The 15144-nt window shown below is 73.4% G+C and carries 15 protein-coding genes; 9 read left to right on the forward strand and 6 right to left on the reverse strand.

The window, feature by feature from the left end; genetic code table 11:
• Nucleotides 1-3 precede the first annotated feature (3 nt).
• Entirely contained in the window at nucleotides 4-186 is a 183-nt protein-coding gene (locus ACPPVO_RS28000) for a hypothetical protein (protein WP_426514127.1), read from the reverse strand.
• 42 nt (nucleotides 187-228) lie between these two features.
• Between ACPPVO_RS28000 and ACPPVO_RS28005 the strand changes: the two genes are divergently transcribed.
• From ACPPVO_RS28005 to ACPPVO_RS28015, 3 genes are all read left to right on the forward strand, one after another.
• The gene (locus ACPPVO_RS28005) at nucleotides 229-1245 is read left to right on the forward strand and encodes a hypothetical protein (protein WP_426514128.1); all 1017 of its coding nucleotides are present in this window, start codon (nucleotides 229-231) and stop codon (nucleotides 1243-1245) included.
• 76 nt (nucleotides 1246-1321) lie between these two features.
• The gene (locus ACPPVO_RS28010; protein ID WP_426514129.1) at nucleotides 1322-3037 is read left to right on the forward strand and encodes an NAD-dependent malic enzyme; all 1716 of its coding nucleotides are present in this window, start codon (nucleotides 1322-1324) and stop codon (nucleotides 3035-3037) included.
• Nucleotides 3038-3042: 5 nt separating this feature from the next.
• On the forward strand, nucleotides 3043-4506 hold the full coding sequence (locus ACPPVO_RS28015; RefSeq protein WP_426514130.1) for a class II fumarate hydratase: 1464 nt from the start codon (nucleotides 3043-3045) through the stop codon (nucleotides 4504-4506).
• A gap of 12 nt (nucleotides 4507-4518) precedes the next feature.
• Here the strand turns inward: ACPPVO_RS28015 and ACPPVO_RS28020 are convergent, their stop codons facing one another.
• Nucleotides 4519-5748, reverse strand: a complete 1230-nt coding sequence (locus tag ACPPVO_RS28020; protein ID WP_426514131.1) for an MFS transporter — start codon at nucleotides 5746-5748, stop codon at nucleotides 4519-4521.
• Nucleotides 5745-6338, reverse strand: coding sequence for a TetR/AcrR family transcriptional regulator (locus ACPPVO_RS28025; RefSeq protein ID WP_426514132.1), 594 nt, complete (start codon nucleotides 6336-6338; stop codon nucleotides 5745-5747). Before ACPPVO_RS28025 ends, ACPPVO_RS28020 begins: the two co-directional genes overlap by 4 nt.
• Nucleotides 6339-6359: 21 nt before the next feature.
• Between ACPPVO_RS28025 and ACPPVO_RS28030 the strand changes: the two genes are divergently transcribed.
• The 3 genes from ACPPVO_RS28030 to surE are packed head-to-tail and all read left to right on the forward strand — an operon-like array spanning nucleotide 6360 to nucleotide 9535.
• Nucleotides 6360-7787: an FAD-dependent monooxygenase gene (locus ACPPVO_RS28030; protein ID WP_426514133.1), complete on the forward strand. Its 1428-nt coding sequence runs from the start codon at nucleotides 6360-6362 to the stop codon at nucleotides 7785-7787.
• An 18-nt stretch (nucleotides 7788-7805) separates the two neighbouring features.
• Entirely contained in the window at nucleotides 7806-8738 is a 933-nt protein-coding gene (locus ACPPVO_RS28035) for a 1-phosphofructokinase family hexose kinase (RefSeq protein ID WP_426514134.1), read from the forward strand.
• A 2-nt stretch (nucleotides 8739-8740) separates the two neighbouring features.
• Nucleotides 8741-9535, forward strand: coding sequence for a 5'/3'-nucleotidase SurE (gene surE, locus ACPPVO_RS28040; RefSeq protein ID WP_426514135.1), 795 nt, complete (start codon nucleotides 8741-8743; stop codon nucleotides 9533-9535).
• Between the two features lie 12 nt (nucleotides 9536-9547).
• Here the strand turns inward: surE and ACPPVO_RS28045 are convergent, their stop codons facing one another.
• Nucleotides 9548-10426 (reverse strand): helix-turn-helix transcriptional regulator, encoded by an 879-nt coding sequence (locus ACPPVO_RS28045; RefSeq protein ID WP_426514136.1) that lies wholly within the window; start codon nucleotides 10424-10426, stop codon nucleotides 9548-9550.
• A 101-nt stretch (nucleotides 10427-10527) separates the two neighbouring features.
• Here ACPPVO_RS28045 and ACPPVO_RS28050 point away from each other — a divergent pair, with 101 nt between their 5' ends.
• Nucleotides 10528-11571 carry an NAD(P)-dependent alcohol dehydrogenase gene (locus ACPPVO_RS28050; RefSeq protein ID WP_426514137.1) on the forward strand — a complete coding sequence of 348 codons (1044 nt, stop codon included), beginning with the start codon at nucleotides 10528-10530 and terminating at the stop codon, nucleotides 11569-11571.
• 10 nt (nucleotides 11572-11581) lie between these two features.
• Here the strand turns inward: ACPPVO_RS28050 and ACPPVO_RS28055 are convergent, their stop codons facing one another.
• Entirely contained in the window at nucleotides 11582-12781 is a 1200-nt protein-coding gene (locus tag ACPPVO_RS28055; protein WP_426514138.1) for a sugar efflux transporter, read from the reverse strand.
• Nucleotides 12782-12889: 108 nt separating this feature from the next.
• On the opposite strand from ACPPVO_RS28055, the gene ACPPVO_RS28060 reads away from it, so the two are divergent.
• Nucleotides 12890-13354 carry an SRPBCC family protein gene (locus ACPPVO_RS28060; RefSeq protein ID WP_426514139.1) on the forward strand — a complete coding sequence of 155 codons (465 nt, stop codon included), beginning with the start codon at nucleotides 12890-12892 and terminating at the stop codon, nucleotides 13352-13354.
• Between the two features lie 64 nt (nucleotides 13355-13418).
• Here ACPPVO_RS28060 and ACPPVO_RS28065 read toward each other — a convergent pair whose 3' ends face one another.
• Nucleotides 13419-13865, reverse strand: coding sequence for a hemerythrin domain-containing protein (locus tag ACPPVO_RS28065; protein ID WP_426514140.1), 447 nt, complete (start codon nucleotides 13863-13865; stop codon nucleotides 13419-13421).
• 96 nt (nucleotides 13866-13961) lie between these two features.
• Between ACPPVO_RS28065 and ACPPVO_RS28070 the strand changes: the two genes are divergently transcribed.
• A complete protein-coding gene (locus ACPPVO_RS28070) occupies nucleotides 13962-15143 on the forward strand; it encodes a zinc-dependent alcohol dehydrogenase (protein ID WP_426514141.1) in 1182 nt (393 codons plus the stop codon).
• The last annotated feature ends 1 nt before the right edge of the window (nucleotide 15144 follow it).

The following is a 15144-nucleotide window of genomic DNA, read 5'->3' on the forward strand; positions in this document are numbered from 1 at the left end:
GTGTCAAACCGTTCTGTACCTCACGAGTACGATGCCCGCCGCGAAGGCGCGCGCCTCCACCAGCCGGAGCCCGCCCGGCGCCGCCGGGCCGTCGAACAGCCGCCGGCCCCGGCCGAGCGCCGCGACCTCGTCGCGCAGGACGGTGCTGTGCGCCCAGCCGGGCTCGCCGAGCGTCCGCGACACCACGCACTGTCACGTCCATTGGCGGACCCTATCTACCGTGTTGGCATGAGCGCGGAGCAGGTCCTCCACACCTCCACGACGCCGACCGGCCATCAGCGCACGCTCGCCGTCGCCGTGCGCGACGCGCTGGTGTTCACGGAGAAGTACACGGGCGACGGATCCGGCTGGATGGGGCGTTTCACGTCGTTCCGGGCCGAGGCGCGCCTCGACGCCGACCCCGGGCCGCTCGTCGCCGCCGTGGCCGACCTCGCCGCGCGGGGCAAGCTCGACCTGCCGCCGATGGCCGCCCGGGAACGGGTCGCCGACCTGCTCGCCGCGGCCGGGCTGCTGGTGCGCCGCGACAGCACCGTCCCGTGGGTGCACCTGTCCCGCCACGCCACGCTCACGGTCGCCCCCGACGGCCGCCCGCCGGCGATCACGTTCGCCGAGTACGGCGGGGACGACGGGCGGCGGCACGTCGTGACCGAGTACGACGACATCGACCGCCTGACCGGGCACCTCGCCGCGGCCCATCCCGCGTCCATTGTGGACATTGCGGCGGGCGACCGGATCGGCCGGTTCATCGCGGCCTTCACCGCGTTCGCGGACGCGTCCGGCACGCACGCCGGCCCGGTCGCCGCGCTCTACGAGGAGCTCGGCCTCGAGTTCGAGGAGCGGTTCGAGCGGCGGTACCGGCTGCTGCACACCAACCGCGCGGACACCGACTGCCTGTTCTCCCTGACCCTGCTCGTCTCCTCCATCGAGAACCGGATCTCGTTCAGCGAGTTCTACGACTACGGCGCCCGCCCCGGCGATCCCGGGCGCGAGTACGGCTACAGCGTCGTCACCCCGTACGACTCCCTGGAGCCGCTGACCGCCGACCTGGAGGCCCGGCTCGGCCGCACCCCGGACGGCGCCCCGGCGCAGGACCGGCTGGCGGCGTGCTTCGCCGACCTGGTGGCCCGCGGCGCGCTCGGCGACGGGCGGCCCATCGAGTCGAACCGCGACGCGGTGACCGAGCTCCTCACCGCCGCGGGGGTGCCGGCCAAGCCGGACTTCTGGGTCTGGTTCGACAGCGACTGAGTGGCACGGCCCGGGAGTAAGCCTCCGGGGCTGGGTAGTGCACCCGCGGTACCGACGACAGGCGGGAGGCGGTCCGATGACGACGGCGACGCGGGTGACCGCGAGGCGGAAGTTCCGATCCGAGAACGGTGCGTTCGTCACCACGGCACGCGGGGCGGAGGTGCTCGAAACGCCGCTGCTCAACAAGGGTACGGCGTTCACCCGGGAGGAGCGGGCGGCGCTCGGCCTGGAGGGGCTGCTGCCGCCGACCGTGCTGTCCCTGGACGAGCAGGCGCGGCGGGTCTACGAGCAGTACCACCGCCAGCCGTCCGACCTGCACAAGAACACGTTCCTGGCCATGCTGCAGGACAACGACGAGGTGCTGTTCTACCGGCTGCTGGCCGAGCACCTGCGCGAGATGCTGCCCGTCGTGTACGACCCGACGGTGGGCGAGGCGATCAGGCGGTACAGCCACGAGTACCGCCGCCCGCGCGGGGTGTACCTGTCGATCGACGAGCCCGAGCGGGTGGAGGCGGCGCTCGCCGACTCCGGGCTGGGGGCGGACGACGTGGACCTGATCGTCGCCTCCGACGCCGAGGAGATCCTCGGGATCGGGGACTGGGGCGCCGGCGGGATCGGCATCGCGGTCGGGAAGCTCGCCGTCTACACCGCGGCGGCCGGCGTCGACCCCGGGAGGGTGATCCCGATCGCGCTCGACGTCGGTACCAACAACGAAGAACTGCTCAATGATCCGGACTACCTCGGCAACCGGCACACCCGGGTGCGGGGGCCGTGCTACGACGAGTTCATCGACGCGTACGTCCGGGCGGCGACCAAGCTGTTCCCGAACGCCCTGCTGCACTGGGAGGACTTCGGGCCCGGCAACGGCCGGCGGATCCTGGAGCGCTACCGCGACCGGGTGTGCACGTTCAACGACGACATGCAGGGCACCGGCGCGATCGTGCTCGCCGCGGCGCTCGGGGCCGTGCGCGTGGCCGGCACCCGGATGCGCGAGCAGCGGATCGTCGTCTTCGGCGCCGGTACCGCCGGCGTGGGCATCGCCGACCAGCTGCGCGACGCGATGATCCGCGACGGGGCGGACCGGCAGACCGCCACCCGGCAGATCTGGTGCCTCGACCGGCCGGGCCTGCTCACCGACGACATGACCGCCCTGCGCGACTATCAGACCCCGTACGCCCGGCCGGCCGCCGAGGTCGCGGGCTGGCGGCGCAACGGCGGGATCGGGCTGACGGAGGTCGTCGCCCGGGTCCGCCCGACCATGCTGATCGGTACCTCGACCGTGCACGGCGCCTTCACCGAGGCGGTGATCCGGGAGATGGCCGCGCAGGCGGACCGGCCGATCATCTTCGCGCTGTCCAACCCGACCGAGCGCATCGAGGCGATGCCGGAGCAGCTCATCGCGTGGACCGACGGGCGCGGCCTGATCGCCACCGGCATCCCGGTCGCGCCGGTCACGTACAAGGGCGTCACCTTCGGCATCGGACAGGCGAACAACGCCCTGTTGTACCCCGGGCTCGGCCTCGGCGCCATCGTGGCCCGGGCGAAGCGGGTCAGCGACGGCATGTTCGCCGCCGCCGCCGAGGCCGTCGCCGGCCTGGTCGACGTGAGCACCCCCGGCGCGTCCCTGCTGCCGCACGTGGAGAGCCTGCGCGCGGTGTCGGCCACGGTCGCCGTCGCGGTCGCGAAGCAGGCCGCCGCGGAGGGCCTGGCCCGGGCCGAGCTGACCGACCCGGTCCAGCAGGTGCAGGACGCGATGTGGCGGCCCGAGTACCGCCCGGTCAAGGCCGGGTGACGGCGATGGCCGCACACAACCCGGCCGGCGGGCCCGCCGTGCTCGACGTGCCGATCGGCCTCGACACCATCGGCACCCGCGACGAGACCGACTCCCTCGGCACGGTCGCCGTCCCGGCCGACCACTACTGGGGCGCGCAGACGCAGCGCTCGCTGGTGCACTTCGACATCGGCGAAGACCGCATGCCGAAGGCGGTCTACCACGCCTACGGCTACGTCAAGAAGGCCGCCGCGCGCATCAACGCGAACGCCGGGCGGATGCCGGAGTGGAAGGCCGGCCTGATCTCGCGGGTGGCCGACGAGGTGATCGCGGGCGAGCTCGACCGCGAGTTCCCGTTGTACGTCTGGCAGACCGGCTCCGGCACCCAGTCGAACATGAACGTCAACGAGGTCATCTCCAACCGGGCGATCCAGCTCGTCGGCGGGCGGCTCGGGTCCAAGACCCCGGTGCACCCCAACGACGACGTCAACATGGGCCAGTCGTCCAACGACACCTTCCCGACCGCCATGCACATCGCCGCGGTCACCGCGATCGAGGAGCACCTGCTGCCGGCGCTCGCCCGGCTGCACGGCGCCACCGAGCGCAAGAGCCGGGAGTGGGCGCACGTCGTCAAGATCGGCCGGACCCACCTGGAGGACGCGACGCCGCTCACCGTCGGCCAGGAGTGGTCCGGCTACGCCGCCCAGATCGAGGACGCGACCGCACACCTCACCGCGACAATGGCCGGCCTGTACCGCCTCGCCATGGGCGGCACCGCCGTCGGCACCGGCCTCAACGCGCCGCCCGGCTTCGACGCGGACAGCGCCCGGACGATCGCCGAGCTGACGGGCCGGCCGTTCGTGACGGTACCGAACAAGTTCGCCGCCCAGGGCTCGCTGGACACCCTGGTCCGGGTCTCGGCCGCCCTGCGCGGCGTGGCCACGGCGCTGTTCAAGTTCGCCAACGACATGCGCTGGCTCGGCTCCGGCCCGCGCGCCGGGCTGCACGAGCTGATCCTGCCCGCCAACGAGCCCGGCTCCTCGATCATGCCCGGCAAGGTGAACCCGACCCAGGCCGAGGCCATGCTCATGGTCTGCATCCAGGTACTCGGCTCCGACACCGCGGTGGCCGTCGCCGGCAACGAGGGCAACTTCGAGCTCAACGCCTTCCGCCCGGTCATCATCAACAACGTCCTGCACTCGGTACGCATCCTCGGCGACGCCGCCGACCACTTCCGCGAGTTCCTCGTCGAGGGCGTCCAGCTGGACCACGGCCAGTTGCGGCAGGACGTCGAGCGCTCGGTCATGATGGTCACCGCCCTGTCCCCGGTCATCGGCTACGACAAGGCGTCGTCGATAGCCCACCTGGCGATCGACGAGAACCTGACCCTCAAGGAGGCGGCGCTGCGCCGGGGGGTGAGCGACGAGCTGTACGAGCGGATCGTCGTGCCCGAGGACCTGACCCACGCAGGCGTCGCCGGCGGAGACTAGCCGCCCGAGCCGTTACGGGCTGACCCGGGTGTCGGCGGCGGGTACGTGGGGCTCGCTGCGCTGCAGGGCGCGCACCGCCGGGATGAGCAGCAGGGCCACGCAGCCCAGGACGCTCACCCCCACCGAGAAGCCCAGCACCGCCTCGGCGCCGACCAGGGCCGCCACCGGCCCCGCCAGGGCCTGGCCGATGGGCAGGCTGCCGTCGGAGCCGAAGACCTCGTACGACGTGATGCGGTTGAGCATCTCCGGCGGCACGTGGGTCTGCACGCTCGTCTGCCACATCACCGACCAGAACGACCACGCGGCGCCGTTGGCCGCCGCCGCGGTCAGGAGCAGGGTCAGGGGCGCGTGCAGGGCGATCGCCAGCGGTAGCAGGCCGTAGCCGAACATGGCGACCGCGCCGGCCGCCAAAGGGCGGTGGGGGCGCAGGCGCAGGGCGAGCAGGCCGCCGGCGATCGCGCCCGCGGCGAGGCCCGACTCGGTCCAGCCGTAGGCGGGCGCGCCCAGGCGGCCGCTGATGAGCACCGAGCCGAGGGGGATGAGCGGGCCGAAGAGCAGGACGCCGTACACCACCCAGACCAGGATGACGCTCCAGATCCAGGTGCGGGAGCGGAACTCGTGCCAGCCGGCGGCCAGGTCGCGCAGCGGGGACGTGGCGGTGTCGGGGGGCGGCATGGCGCCGAGGCGCAGGCCCGCCAGGCAGGCCGCGCTCACCGCGAACGTGGCGGCGTCGGTGGCGTACAGCGGGCCGGCGCCGAGGAGGCCGAAGACCACGCCGGCGGTGGCCGGGCCGAGCAGCTGCGCGATGGACTGGGACACCTTGATGGTGGCGTTGGCGCGGTGCAGGTCGGTGGCGACCAGCGGGACCATGCCGTTGACGCCGGGCTGGAACGCGGCCGAGGCGGCGCCGTGCACCGCCGAGCACACGAGCAGCAGCCACAGCGCCGGGGTGCCCAGGAAGAAGGCCGCGGCCACGCTGCCCTGGGCGACCAGCCGGACGAGGTCGGCGCCGAGCATCAGCGGGCGGGCGCCGATCCGGTCGGCGAAGACGCCGCCGAAGAGGATGCTCGCCAGGAACGGGATCGAGAACGCGGCCAGCACCAGGCCGACGCCCGTGGCGCCGTAGTGGTGGCCGACGGCCAGGGCCGAGGCGACGATGAGCATCGCGTCGCCGAAGACGGACACGGTGCGGGCCAGGAAGTACCGCGTGAAGTTGCCGGTCCAGAGCGCGGTCCCCTTCATGATCGCGAATGTACCAGCGGGCGCAGCGCGTCGAGGGCCTCGTGGGCGCGGCGGGTCACGGCCGGGACGGCGCGGCGGTTCGGGGCCGCGCCGAGGCGCTCGACGGTGCGCACGAACACGGCGACCAGGCCGTCGGCGAGGGCGGTGGCGGCGGCCGGCGCGTACCCGGCGGTCCGCTCCAGCTCGGGGCCGAGCGCGCCGGCGACGCGGTGGGCGAGGTCGAGCAGCGCCCGGCGCAGGGCGTCGCTGCCGGCGACGAGGCGGACCATGCCGCCGGGGTTCTCGACCGCGCGACGGGCGGCCGGGCCCAGCAGAAAAGCGTCGAGCCAGCGTCGGTACGCGTCCAGCAGGTCCCCGTCCGGCCCGTGCCCCGCGAGCGTGGCCAGCATCGTCGCCTCGAACGCGTCGGCCTGGTCGAAGACGAGCGACTCCTTGGTCGGGAAGTAGTTGTACAGCGTCTGCTCGGACACCCCGGCGGCCCGCGCGACCTGCGTCATCGCCACGCCGTCGTAGCCGTGCTCGGCGAAGAGCGCGGCGGCCGCGTCGGCCATGGCGGCCCGGGCGCGGGCCTTCTTTTCCTCTCGCAGCATTTTTGGGTTACCCTAATGTTTGTGGAACTCAAGAATTTGTACGACGTGATGGTAGTCGGTGCCGGGCCGGTCGGGCTGTTCCTCGCCGCCGAACTGCGCCGCTACGGGGTGGACGCGGTCGTGCTGGAGCGGCTGTCCGAGCCGTCCCAGCAGATCAAGGCCGGCTCGGTCGGCCCGTCGTCCGCGGAGGTCTTCGACCAGCGGGGCCTGCTCGAGCGGTTCCCGGCGCCGGACCCGGGCGTCCTGGCCGCCCTGGGCACCGGCCGGCCCCTCGGGCACTTCGCCGGCCTGTGGCTGCTGCGCGGCGCGCCCGAGCTGCGCACGATGCCCATCTTCGCGCCGCAGCCGCAGGTCGAGGCGGTCCTGGAGACGTACGCGCGCGAGCTCGGCGTGCCGGTGGTGCGCGGTTGCGAGGTGACGGGCCTGGACGGCGAGCGCGTCGAGGTGGCGCACGCCGGCGGGACCACGACCGTCACGGGGCGGTTCGTGGTCGGCTGCGACGGCGGCCGCAGCACCGTGCGCCGCCTGGCCGGCTTCGGGTTCGAGGGCACCGGGGCCACCATCACCGGCCGCCAGGCGCTCGTCGACATCGCCGGGCCCAACCCGCTGGAGAAGGGCTGGCACCGCACCGGTACCGGCATGGTGGTTTACGGCCCCGGCCCGCAGCGCGTGCTGACCGTCGAGTTCGACGGGCCGCCGGCCGACCGCGACCGCCCGCTGGACCGCGCGGAGATCGAGGCGAGCCTGCGCCGGGTCTCGGGCACCGACGTGGTCGTGAACGCCCTGATCACCGGCACCCGGTGGACGGACAACACGCGGCAGGCGACACGGTACCGCGAAGGCAGTGTGCTTCTGGCCGGCGACGCGGCGCACGTGCACCCGCCGTTCGGCGGCCAGGGCCTCAACCTCGGGTTCCAGGACGCGGCAAACCTCGGCTGGAAGCTCGCCGCCACCATCGCCGGGTGGGCGCCCGAGGGGCTGCTCGACACGTACCACGAGGAGCGCGCCCCGGTCGCCGCGACCGCGCTGGCCAACACCCGCGCCCAGATCGCCCTCATGCGCCCCGACCCGCAGACGTCGGCCCTGCGTGAGCTCTTCACCGAGCTGCTCGCCTACGACGAGCCCAACGCGCACGTGTCCCGGCTCATGACCGGCGTCGACCGGCCGTACCCGATCCCGGGCGAGCACCCGGAGGCCGGTCGCGTCGCGGCGGACCGGCCTGTCGGCGCCGCCCGCCTCTACGAGCTGCTGCGCACGCCGGGCGGCCTCCTGCTCGACGCCACCCCCGGCGGGGCCGCGACCCGCCTCGCCGCCGGCTGGGCCGGGCGCGTCACCGCCGTGCCCGGCCCCGAGAACCTGCTCGTCCGCCCGGACGGCGTCGTCGCCTGGGGCGGCCCGGCGCTCGACGGGCTCGACAAGGCCCTCGAAACCTGGTTCGGGCGCCCCTGAGGCGGGCAATACCGGGGTATGAGCGGCCGCGTGATGGTGTTCGCCCCCGCCCCGGTACTGACGGTGACGATCGAACGACAGGCCGGCCACGAGGAGCTGCACGTGCACCCGGGCGGGCAGGGCGTGTGGCAGGCCCGCATGCTCGCCTCGCTCGGGTGCGAGGTCGACCTGTGCGTCGGCGTCGGCGGCGAGATCGGCTCGGTGCTGAGCGACCTGCTCGGCCACCTGGACCCGGGCATCGCGCTGCACACGGTCGACCGGGGCGCGGGCAGCGGCTGGTACGTCCACGACCGCCGCGAGGGCGAGCGCACCCAGATCGCGGACCATCCCGGCCCGCCGCTGACCCGCCACGACCTCGACGAGCTGTACAACACCTCGCTCGTGGCGGGGCTGCGCGCCGACGTCAGCGTCCTGAGCGGGCCGGCCGACCCGGCGATCGTGAACCCTGACACGTACCGGCGCCTCGCCGCCGACCTCGGGTCCAACGGCAGCACCGTGGTCGCCGACCTCTCCGGGGACCTGCTCGCCGCGGCGGTGGCCGGCGGGGCCGCGTTCGTGAAGGTCAGCCACGAGGAGCTCCTCGACGACGGCCGGGCCACCGGCGACGACGTGCCCGCGCTCGTGGACGCCGCCCGCACGCTGCGCGCGGAGGGCGCCGGCACGGTGCTCGTCAGCCGCGCGGGCGAGCCGGCGCTGGCGGTCTACGACGACGGCCGGGTGGCGACCGTACACGGGCCGAAGCTCGAGGTGGTCGACCACCGCGGGGCCGGGGACTCGATGACCGCCGGGGTGGCCGCCGTGCTCGCCCACGGCGGCGACGTCGAGGAGGCCGTGCGCACCGGCGCGGCCGCGGGCGCGCTCAACGTCACCCGGCACGGCCTCGGCTCCGGCCGCGGCGACGCCGTCCGGGAGCTCATCGGCCGGACCCGCCTCGAGTCGTGGGAGCGGTAGCGGTGCGGATCGTCGTCACCAACGACGACGGGGTCGGCGCGCCCGGGATACGGCACCTGGCCCAGGTCGTGCGCGCGGCCGGGCACGACGTGGTGGTGGCCGCGCCGCACGCCGAGGTCAGCGGGGCCGGGGCCGCGCTGAGCGCGACGGTCGAGGGGGGCCGGCTGCTCTACGAGGCCGTCGAGCTCGACGGGCTGGCCGGCGTGCCGGTGTACTCCGTGCCGGCCTCGCCCGCGTACATCGCCGTGCTCGCCGGCCTCGGCGCGTTCGGCGGGCGCCCCGACGCGCTGCTGTCCGGGATCAACCGCGGCGCGAACGCGGGCCACGCGGTGCTGCACTCCGGCACCGTCGGCGCCGTGCTCACCGGGGCCACCGACGGGCTGCGCGGCCTCGCGGTCTCCCTCGACATCCTCGGCGACCCGGCGCTGAACGCCCTGCCCGCCGCGGACGACGCCCGCCGCTGCTGGCCCACCGCCGCGGCGATCGCGGCCGGCCTGCTGGACTGGCTGGCCGCGGCCCCGGAGGGCACCGCCCTCAACCTCAACGTCCCCGACCGCCCGCTGGAGGCCGTCGCCGGCCTGCGCCCGGCGACCCTGGCCCCGTTCGGGCAGGTGCAGATGACGCTCGTGGAGAGCGGTACCGGGTTCGTGCGCACCGCCCTGAAGGAGCGCGGCGCCGAGCGGGTCCCGGGCTCCGACGTCGCCCTGCTGGCCGAGGGCTACGCGACGGTGACGGCGGTCCTGCCCCCGGTACGCCATCCGACCCTGGCGCCCCCGGAGGACTGGCGGCGCTCCTGACCCGGCCGCGGCCTAGCGGGCCGGCGCCGCGGACAGTCCGGTGTCGCTGGTGGCGGCCCAGGAGGCCAGCAGCGTGAGGGCGTGCGCGGTCGGCGAGTCGGGCTCGGCCGCGTAGATGGTCAGGACGAGCCCGGGCTCGGCGACCAGGGCCGTGCTCTCGTAGGCCAGGGCGAGGTCGCCGACGACGCCGTGGTGGAAGTGCTTGACGCCGGTGCCGTGGATGCGCACGTTGTGCGAGCCCCAGCGGCGGCGGAAGTCGTCGCTGCGGGTGGACAGCTCGCCGACCAGGTCGTGCAGGCCCTTGTCGTGCGGGTCGACGCCGGCGGCGGTGCGCAGGTTCGCCACGGTCATGTCGGCGAACAGGTTCCAGTCGGGGTAGAAGCGGTGCGCGGCGCTGTCGAGGAACGTGAACCGGCCGAAGTTCGGGGGACGGGACGGGTCGCCGTACAGGTCGTGGAACATGGCCCGGCCGAGCAGGTTGGTCGCGAGCAGGTCCTGCCGCCCGTTCACCACGGTCGCGGGGGCGGTGATCGCGTCGAGGGACCACTGCAGGCTGGGACGGACGGTCCACTGCTTCGGGCGGCGGCTCGGGCGCAGCAGCGCGTTGCTGCCGTTGGCCTCCTGGGCCAGGCGCATCAGGTGGGCGCGTTCGGCGTCGTCGAGCTGCAGGGCGCGGGCGATGGCCTCGAGCACCCCGGCGGAGACGCCCGCGAGCTGGCCGCGTTCGAGCTTGGCGTAGTACTCGACGCTCACCCCGGCCAGGGCGGCGACCTCGCTGCGGCGCAGCCCGGGGACGCGGCGCAGGCCGGCGGCCGGGATTCCGGCCGCGTCCGGGGTCAGCTTGGCGCGGCGCGAGGTGAGGAACTCGCGCACCTCGACTCGGTTGTTCACGGTTCCGACGGTACGACCGGCCGGGCCGAACTGGGGTGTACTGCTGGTACACGTTTCACCAGAACCTCCCACCGGCGCCGCGGGTGCGGTTACCTGGAACCATGCGCACAGTCAACGCCATCGCCGCGACCTCGGCCACCGACCCGCTCGTGCGAACCACGATCGAGCGGCGCGACCTCGGGCCGCACGACGTTCTCATCGAGATCCGCTACGCCGGCATCTGCCACTCCGACATCCACACGGTGCGTGGGGAGTGGGGCGACGTGGCGTACCCGCTCACCGTCGGCCACGAGATCGTCGGCCAGGTCGCCGAGGTCGGCCGCGAGGTCACCGGGCACGCGGTCGGTGACCGGGTCGGCGTCGGGTGCATGGTCAACTCGTGCCGCGAGTGCGAGAACTGCCGGGCCGGGCAGGAGCAGTACTGCCTCAACGGCAACACCGGGACCTACGCGAGCGTCGACCGTGACGGCACCGTCACGCAGGGCGGCTACTCGACCCATATCGTGGTCGACGCCGACTTCGTCCTGCGGGTGCCCGAGAACATTCCCTACGAGAAGGCGGCGCCCCTGCTCTGCGCGGGCATCACCACCTACTCGCCGCTCGCGCACTGGAACGCCGGACCCGGCAAGAAGGTCGCGGTGGTCGGCCTCGGCGGCCTGGGCCACATGGCGGTCAAGATCGCCGTGGCGATGGGCGCCGACGTGACCGTACTGTCGCAGACGCTGGGCAAGAAGGACGACGGGCTCGCGTTCGGCGCCCGGGACTACCAGGCCACCGGCGACCCGGCCACGTTCGAGGCGCTCAGGAACAGCTTCGACCTGATCATCAACACGGTCAGCGCCCCGATCGACATGGCGGCCTACCTGGGCCTGCTGCGCCTGGACGGCACGCTCGTCAGCGTCGGCGCCCCGCCGCAGCCGCTGCCGGTGCCGGTGTTCGCGCTGTTCGGCAACCGGCGGTCCTTCGCCGGATCGAGCATCGGCGGCATCGCCGAGACCCAGCAGATGCTGGACTTCTGCGCCGAGCGCGGGATCGCCCCCGACGTCGAGGTCATCGGCGCCGACGCGGTGAACGAGGCGTACGAGCGGGTCCTGCGCTCCGACGTGCGCTACCGGTTCGTGATCGACGTCGACAGCCTGCGCTGAGCCCGTCCCGTCACGTGCGCGGGCGGGAGCTGCGGACCGCGAGCAGCAGCAGACCGCCCGCGCACAGCGCGGTGCCGATGGCGTACGCGCTGCGGTACCCGAAGTGCTCCGCGATGCCCAGGATCGAGCCCGCGAACATCGCGCCGACCGGGAACGTGTTGGTGTACAGCGTCGTGGCGTGCCCGGGCCGGCCCGGCATCATGTCCTGCACGTAGGTGATCCCGACGCCCGAGATCGCGGAGATGAAGACGGCGTTGAGCGGCTGGGCCGCGATGAGCACCCACAGGCTCGAGGTCGACCACGCGATCGCCTGGTAGGCGATCCCGGCCACGGCGCCCATCAGGATCAGGGTGCGTACCCTGAACCGGGTGGTCAGGGCGCCCAGGCCGAGCATGAGCGGGATCTCCAGCGCCGCGCACAGGCCCAGCACCAGGCCCGCCGCCGACGCGTCGCGGTGCAGGTCCCGGTCGATGAACAACGGCAGCGCCTGCACGCCGAGCGTCATCGGCACCTGGAGCAGCACGAACGCGGCCATGGTGAGCACGAGCACCAGGCGCGGCACCGCGAGCGGCGACGCGTCCTCCTCGGTGTTCTCCCGGCGCGGCGGCGCGAGGTCCTCGAGGCGCAGCGTGGCCACCAGGGCCGCGATCCCGTACAGGGCGGCGGCGGTGCCGTACAGCAGCCCGAAGCCGCCGACGTCCAGCAGCACCGCGGCGAGGGCCGGGCCGCCGACCCAGGCGAGCGAGAACACCGTGCGCATCGCGCTGATGCCCAGCGCCGCGCGGCCCGGGCTGTCGCGCTCGAGGACCTGCCGCGCGTACGCGAACGTCTGCGGGAACAGCGAGCCGGACAGCGCGGTCGCGGTCACCGTGAGCCCCAGCAGCACCCAGTAGTCGCGCACGAACGCGGTGACCCCGGTGCCGGCCATGCCCGCGAGGGCCGCGCCGACGAGGATCCGGCGGCGGTACGGGCCGCGGTCCGACAGCCGGCCGACGAGGGTCGTGACGAGCACCCCGGCCAGCGGCGCGGCGACGAGGAACGCGGTCACCTGGGCCGGTCCGGCGTGCACGTCGGTGTTGAGGAACAGGGCGAGGAACGGGTACACCACTGCCGTGGACATGCCGACGGCCAGGAACATCAGCCCGAGCGGGATCAGGGCCGGGGTCAGGCCCCGCAGGCCGGCCCGGGGTGGCCGGAGGGTGCTCGTCATGAGGGCACTTTACCGGTCATGAGGCCGGGGTACGTGACCCCGCTTACGTTTCTGCCGGTTGCTGCCGGGCACTCGAAAGGGGAGAGCAACACCGGCAAGGAGGTAGACATGAGCACGGTCACCGAGTCCATCGACGTTCACGTCCCGGTGCACACGGCCTATGACCAGTGGACCCAGTTCGAGTCCTTCCCGCAGTTCATGAGCGGTGTCGAGTCCATCCGTCAGCTCGACGACCGGCACACCCACTGGGTGACGAAGATCGGCGGCGTGCGGCGCGAGTTCGACGCCGAGATCACCGAGCAGCACGCGGACGAGCGGATCGCGTGGAAGAGCACCGACGGCGACACGCGGCACGCGGGCGTCGTGACGTTCCACCGCCTCGGCGACACCGACACGCGGGTCACCGTCCAGCTCGACTGGCAGCCGCAGAACCTCACCGAGAAGGCGGGCAGCGCCATCGGCGCCGACTCGATGCAGGTGAAGGCCGACACCATGCGCTTCAAGGAGTTCATCGAGCAGCGCGGTCAGGCCACCGGCGCGTGGCGCGGTGACGTGCCCCGGCCCGGCCTCTGATCGGACCGAAACATGAACGAAGGCCCCGCCGCCTGGCGGGGCCTTCGCGTGTAAACGACATGAGCTAGCGGTTCTCGGCCGCCTCGAACACCGCCGTCATTCGCTGCAGCTCCTCGGACCCCACGGTCGCCCGCAGCCGCGTGAACTCCTCGGCCTCCTCGTGCGCCGCGTGCTCGAAGATGTCCGCGGCCAGCGCCGCGAGCCGATCGTCGAACCCGGGGTGCCCGACGCCGAGGTCGTCCAGCTCGGCCAGCGCCCGCATGGCCTCCCTCTCCTCCTCCAGGCGCGTGTCGACGACCCGGTGACCGTCGTCGCCGAGAGCCTGGCGTGCGGCCGGATGGACGACCTGCTCCTCGGCGCTCTCGTGGATCGTCAGCAGCCGCACGAGCTCCTGGAACCGCTCGCGCTTCTGCTCGCCCTGCGCCGTGGCGACCTGGTTGAACAGGGCCTTGATGTCACTGTGCTGGGCCAGTAGGACGTCGACGACATCCCGCTGATGTACCTGCGTCACGGTGATCCCTCCTTGTCGTCCTCGGCCCTCCAGTACCCGCGAACCCGCCGACGGCGTCTTTGTTTTCGGGTGATCCACCGGGGTATTCGGCCCGGCATGAAAGCGGTGGTCTGGCACGGCAAGCGGGACGTACGGGTCGACGAGGTGCCGGATCCGCGCCTCGAGCAGGCCAACGACATCGTGATCCGGGTGACGTCCAGCGGCATCTGCGGGTCCGACCTGCACCTGTACGAGGTGCTCGGCCCGTTCATGACCGAGGGCGACATCATCGGCCACGAGCCCATGGGCATCGTGGAGGAGGTGGGCGCCGACATCACGAACGTGCGCCCCGGCGACCGGGTCGTGATCCCGTTCAACATCTCCTGCGGGCACTGCTGGATGTGTACGCAGGGCCTGATGACGCAGTGCGAGACGACCCAGGTGCGCGCCGAGGGCAAGGGCGCGGCACTGTTCGGGTACACCAGGCTGTACGGGCGGGTGCCGGGCGGGCAGGCTGAGTACCTGCGCGTGCCCCAGGCCCAGTTCGGCCCGATCAAGGTGCCGGAGGGCCCGCCGGACGACCGGTTCGTGTACCTCTCCGACGTCCTGCCCACCGCGTGGCAGGCGGTCGAGTACGCGGCCGTCCCGCCGGGCGGTACCCTCGCCGTGCTCGGCCTCGGCCCGATCGGCGACATGGCGAGCCGGATCGCGTCCTACCGCGGCCACCGGGTCATCGGCGTCGACCTCGTGCCCGAGCGTCTCGCCCGGGCCCGCGCCAACGGCGTCGCGGTCGTGGACCTCGACGCGCACGACGATGTCGCCGGCGCGCTGCGGGAGCTGACCGGCGGCCGCGGGCCGGACTCGGTGATCGACGCCGTCGGCATGGAGGCGCACGGCTCGCCCGCGGGCAAGCTTGCCCAGGCCGCGGCCGGCCTGCTGCCCGACGCGTTTGCGCAGAAGCTCATCGACAAGGCCGGCGTCGACCGGCTCGCCGCGCTGCATTTGGCCATCGACGCCGTCCGGCGGGGCGGCACGATCTCGCTGTCCGGGGTGTACGGCGGCACGGCGGACCCGCTGCCGATGATGGTGCTGTTCGACAAGCAGATCCAGCTGCGGATGGGCCAGGCCAACGTCAAGCGCTGGGCCAGCGACATCCTGCCGCTGCTGACCGGCGACGGTGACCCGCTCGGCGTGGAGACCTTCGCGACGCACCGGGTGCCGCTGGCCGACGCGCCGGCGGCGTATGAGGCCTTCCAGCAGAAGAAGGACGGCACGGTGAAGGTGCTGCTCCAGCCGTGAC

The organism is Dactylosporangium sp. McL0621, assembly GCF_049995355.1.
Taxonomy (GTDB): Bacteria; Actinomycetota; Actinomycetes; order Mycobacteriales; family Micromonosporaceae; genus Dactylosporangium.

Excerpts from the sequence above, each read along its gene's own strand:
- ACPPVO_RS28010 (WP_426514129.1), top strand. The coding sequence starts at position 1,322 with ATGACGACGGCGACGCGGGTGACCGCGAGGCGGAAGTTCCGATCCGAG.
- ACPPVO_RS28070 (WP_426514141.1), top strand. The coding sequence starts at position 13,962 with ATGAAAGCGGTGGTCTGGCACGGCAAGCGGGACGTACGGGTCGACGAG.
- ACPPVO_RS28005 (WP_426514128.1), top strand. The coding sequence starts at position 229 with ATGAGCGCGGAGCAGGTCCTCCACACCTCCACGACGCCGACCGGCCAT.
- ACPPVO_RS28055 (WP_426514138.1), bottom strand. The coding sequence starts at position 12,781 with ATGACGAGCACCCTCCGGCCACCCCGGGCCGGCCTGCGGGGCCTGACC.
- ACPPVO_RS28035 (WP_426514134.1), top strand. The coding sequence starts at position 7,806 with ATGAGCGGCCGCGTGATGGTGTTCGCCCCCGCCCCGGTACTGACGGTG.
- ACPPVO_RS28050 (WP_426514137.1), top strand. The coding sequence starts at position 10,528 with ATGCGCACAGTCAACGCCATCGCCGCGACCTCGGCCACCGACCCGCTC.
- ACPPVO_RS28015 (WP_426514130.1), top strand. The coding sequence starts at position 3,043 with ATGGCCGCACACAACCCGGCCGGCGGGCCCGCCGTGCTCGACGTGCCG.
- ACPPVO_RS28060 (WP_426514139.1), top strand. The coding sequence starts at position 12,890 with ATGAGCACGGTCACCGAGTCCATCGACGTTCACGTCCCGGTGCACACG.
- ACPPVO_RS28020 (WP_426514131.1), bottom strand. The coding sequence starts at position 5,748 with ATGAAGGGGACCGCGCTCTGGACCGGCAACTTCACGCGGTACTTCCTG.
- ACPPVO_RS28025 (WP_426514132.1), bottom strand. The coding sequence starts at position 6,338 with ATGCTGCGAGAGGAAAAGAAGGCCCGCGCCCGGGCCGCCATGGCCGAC.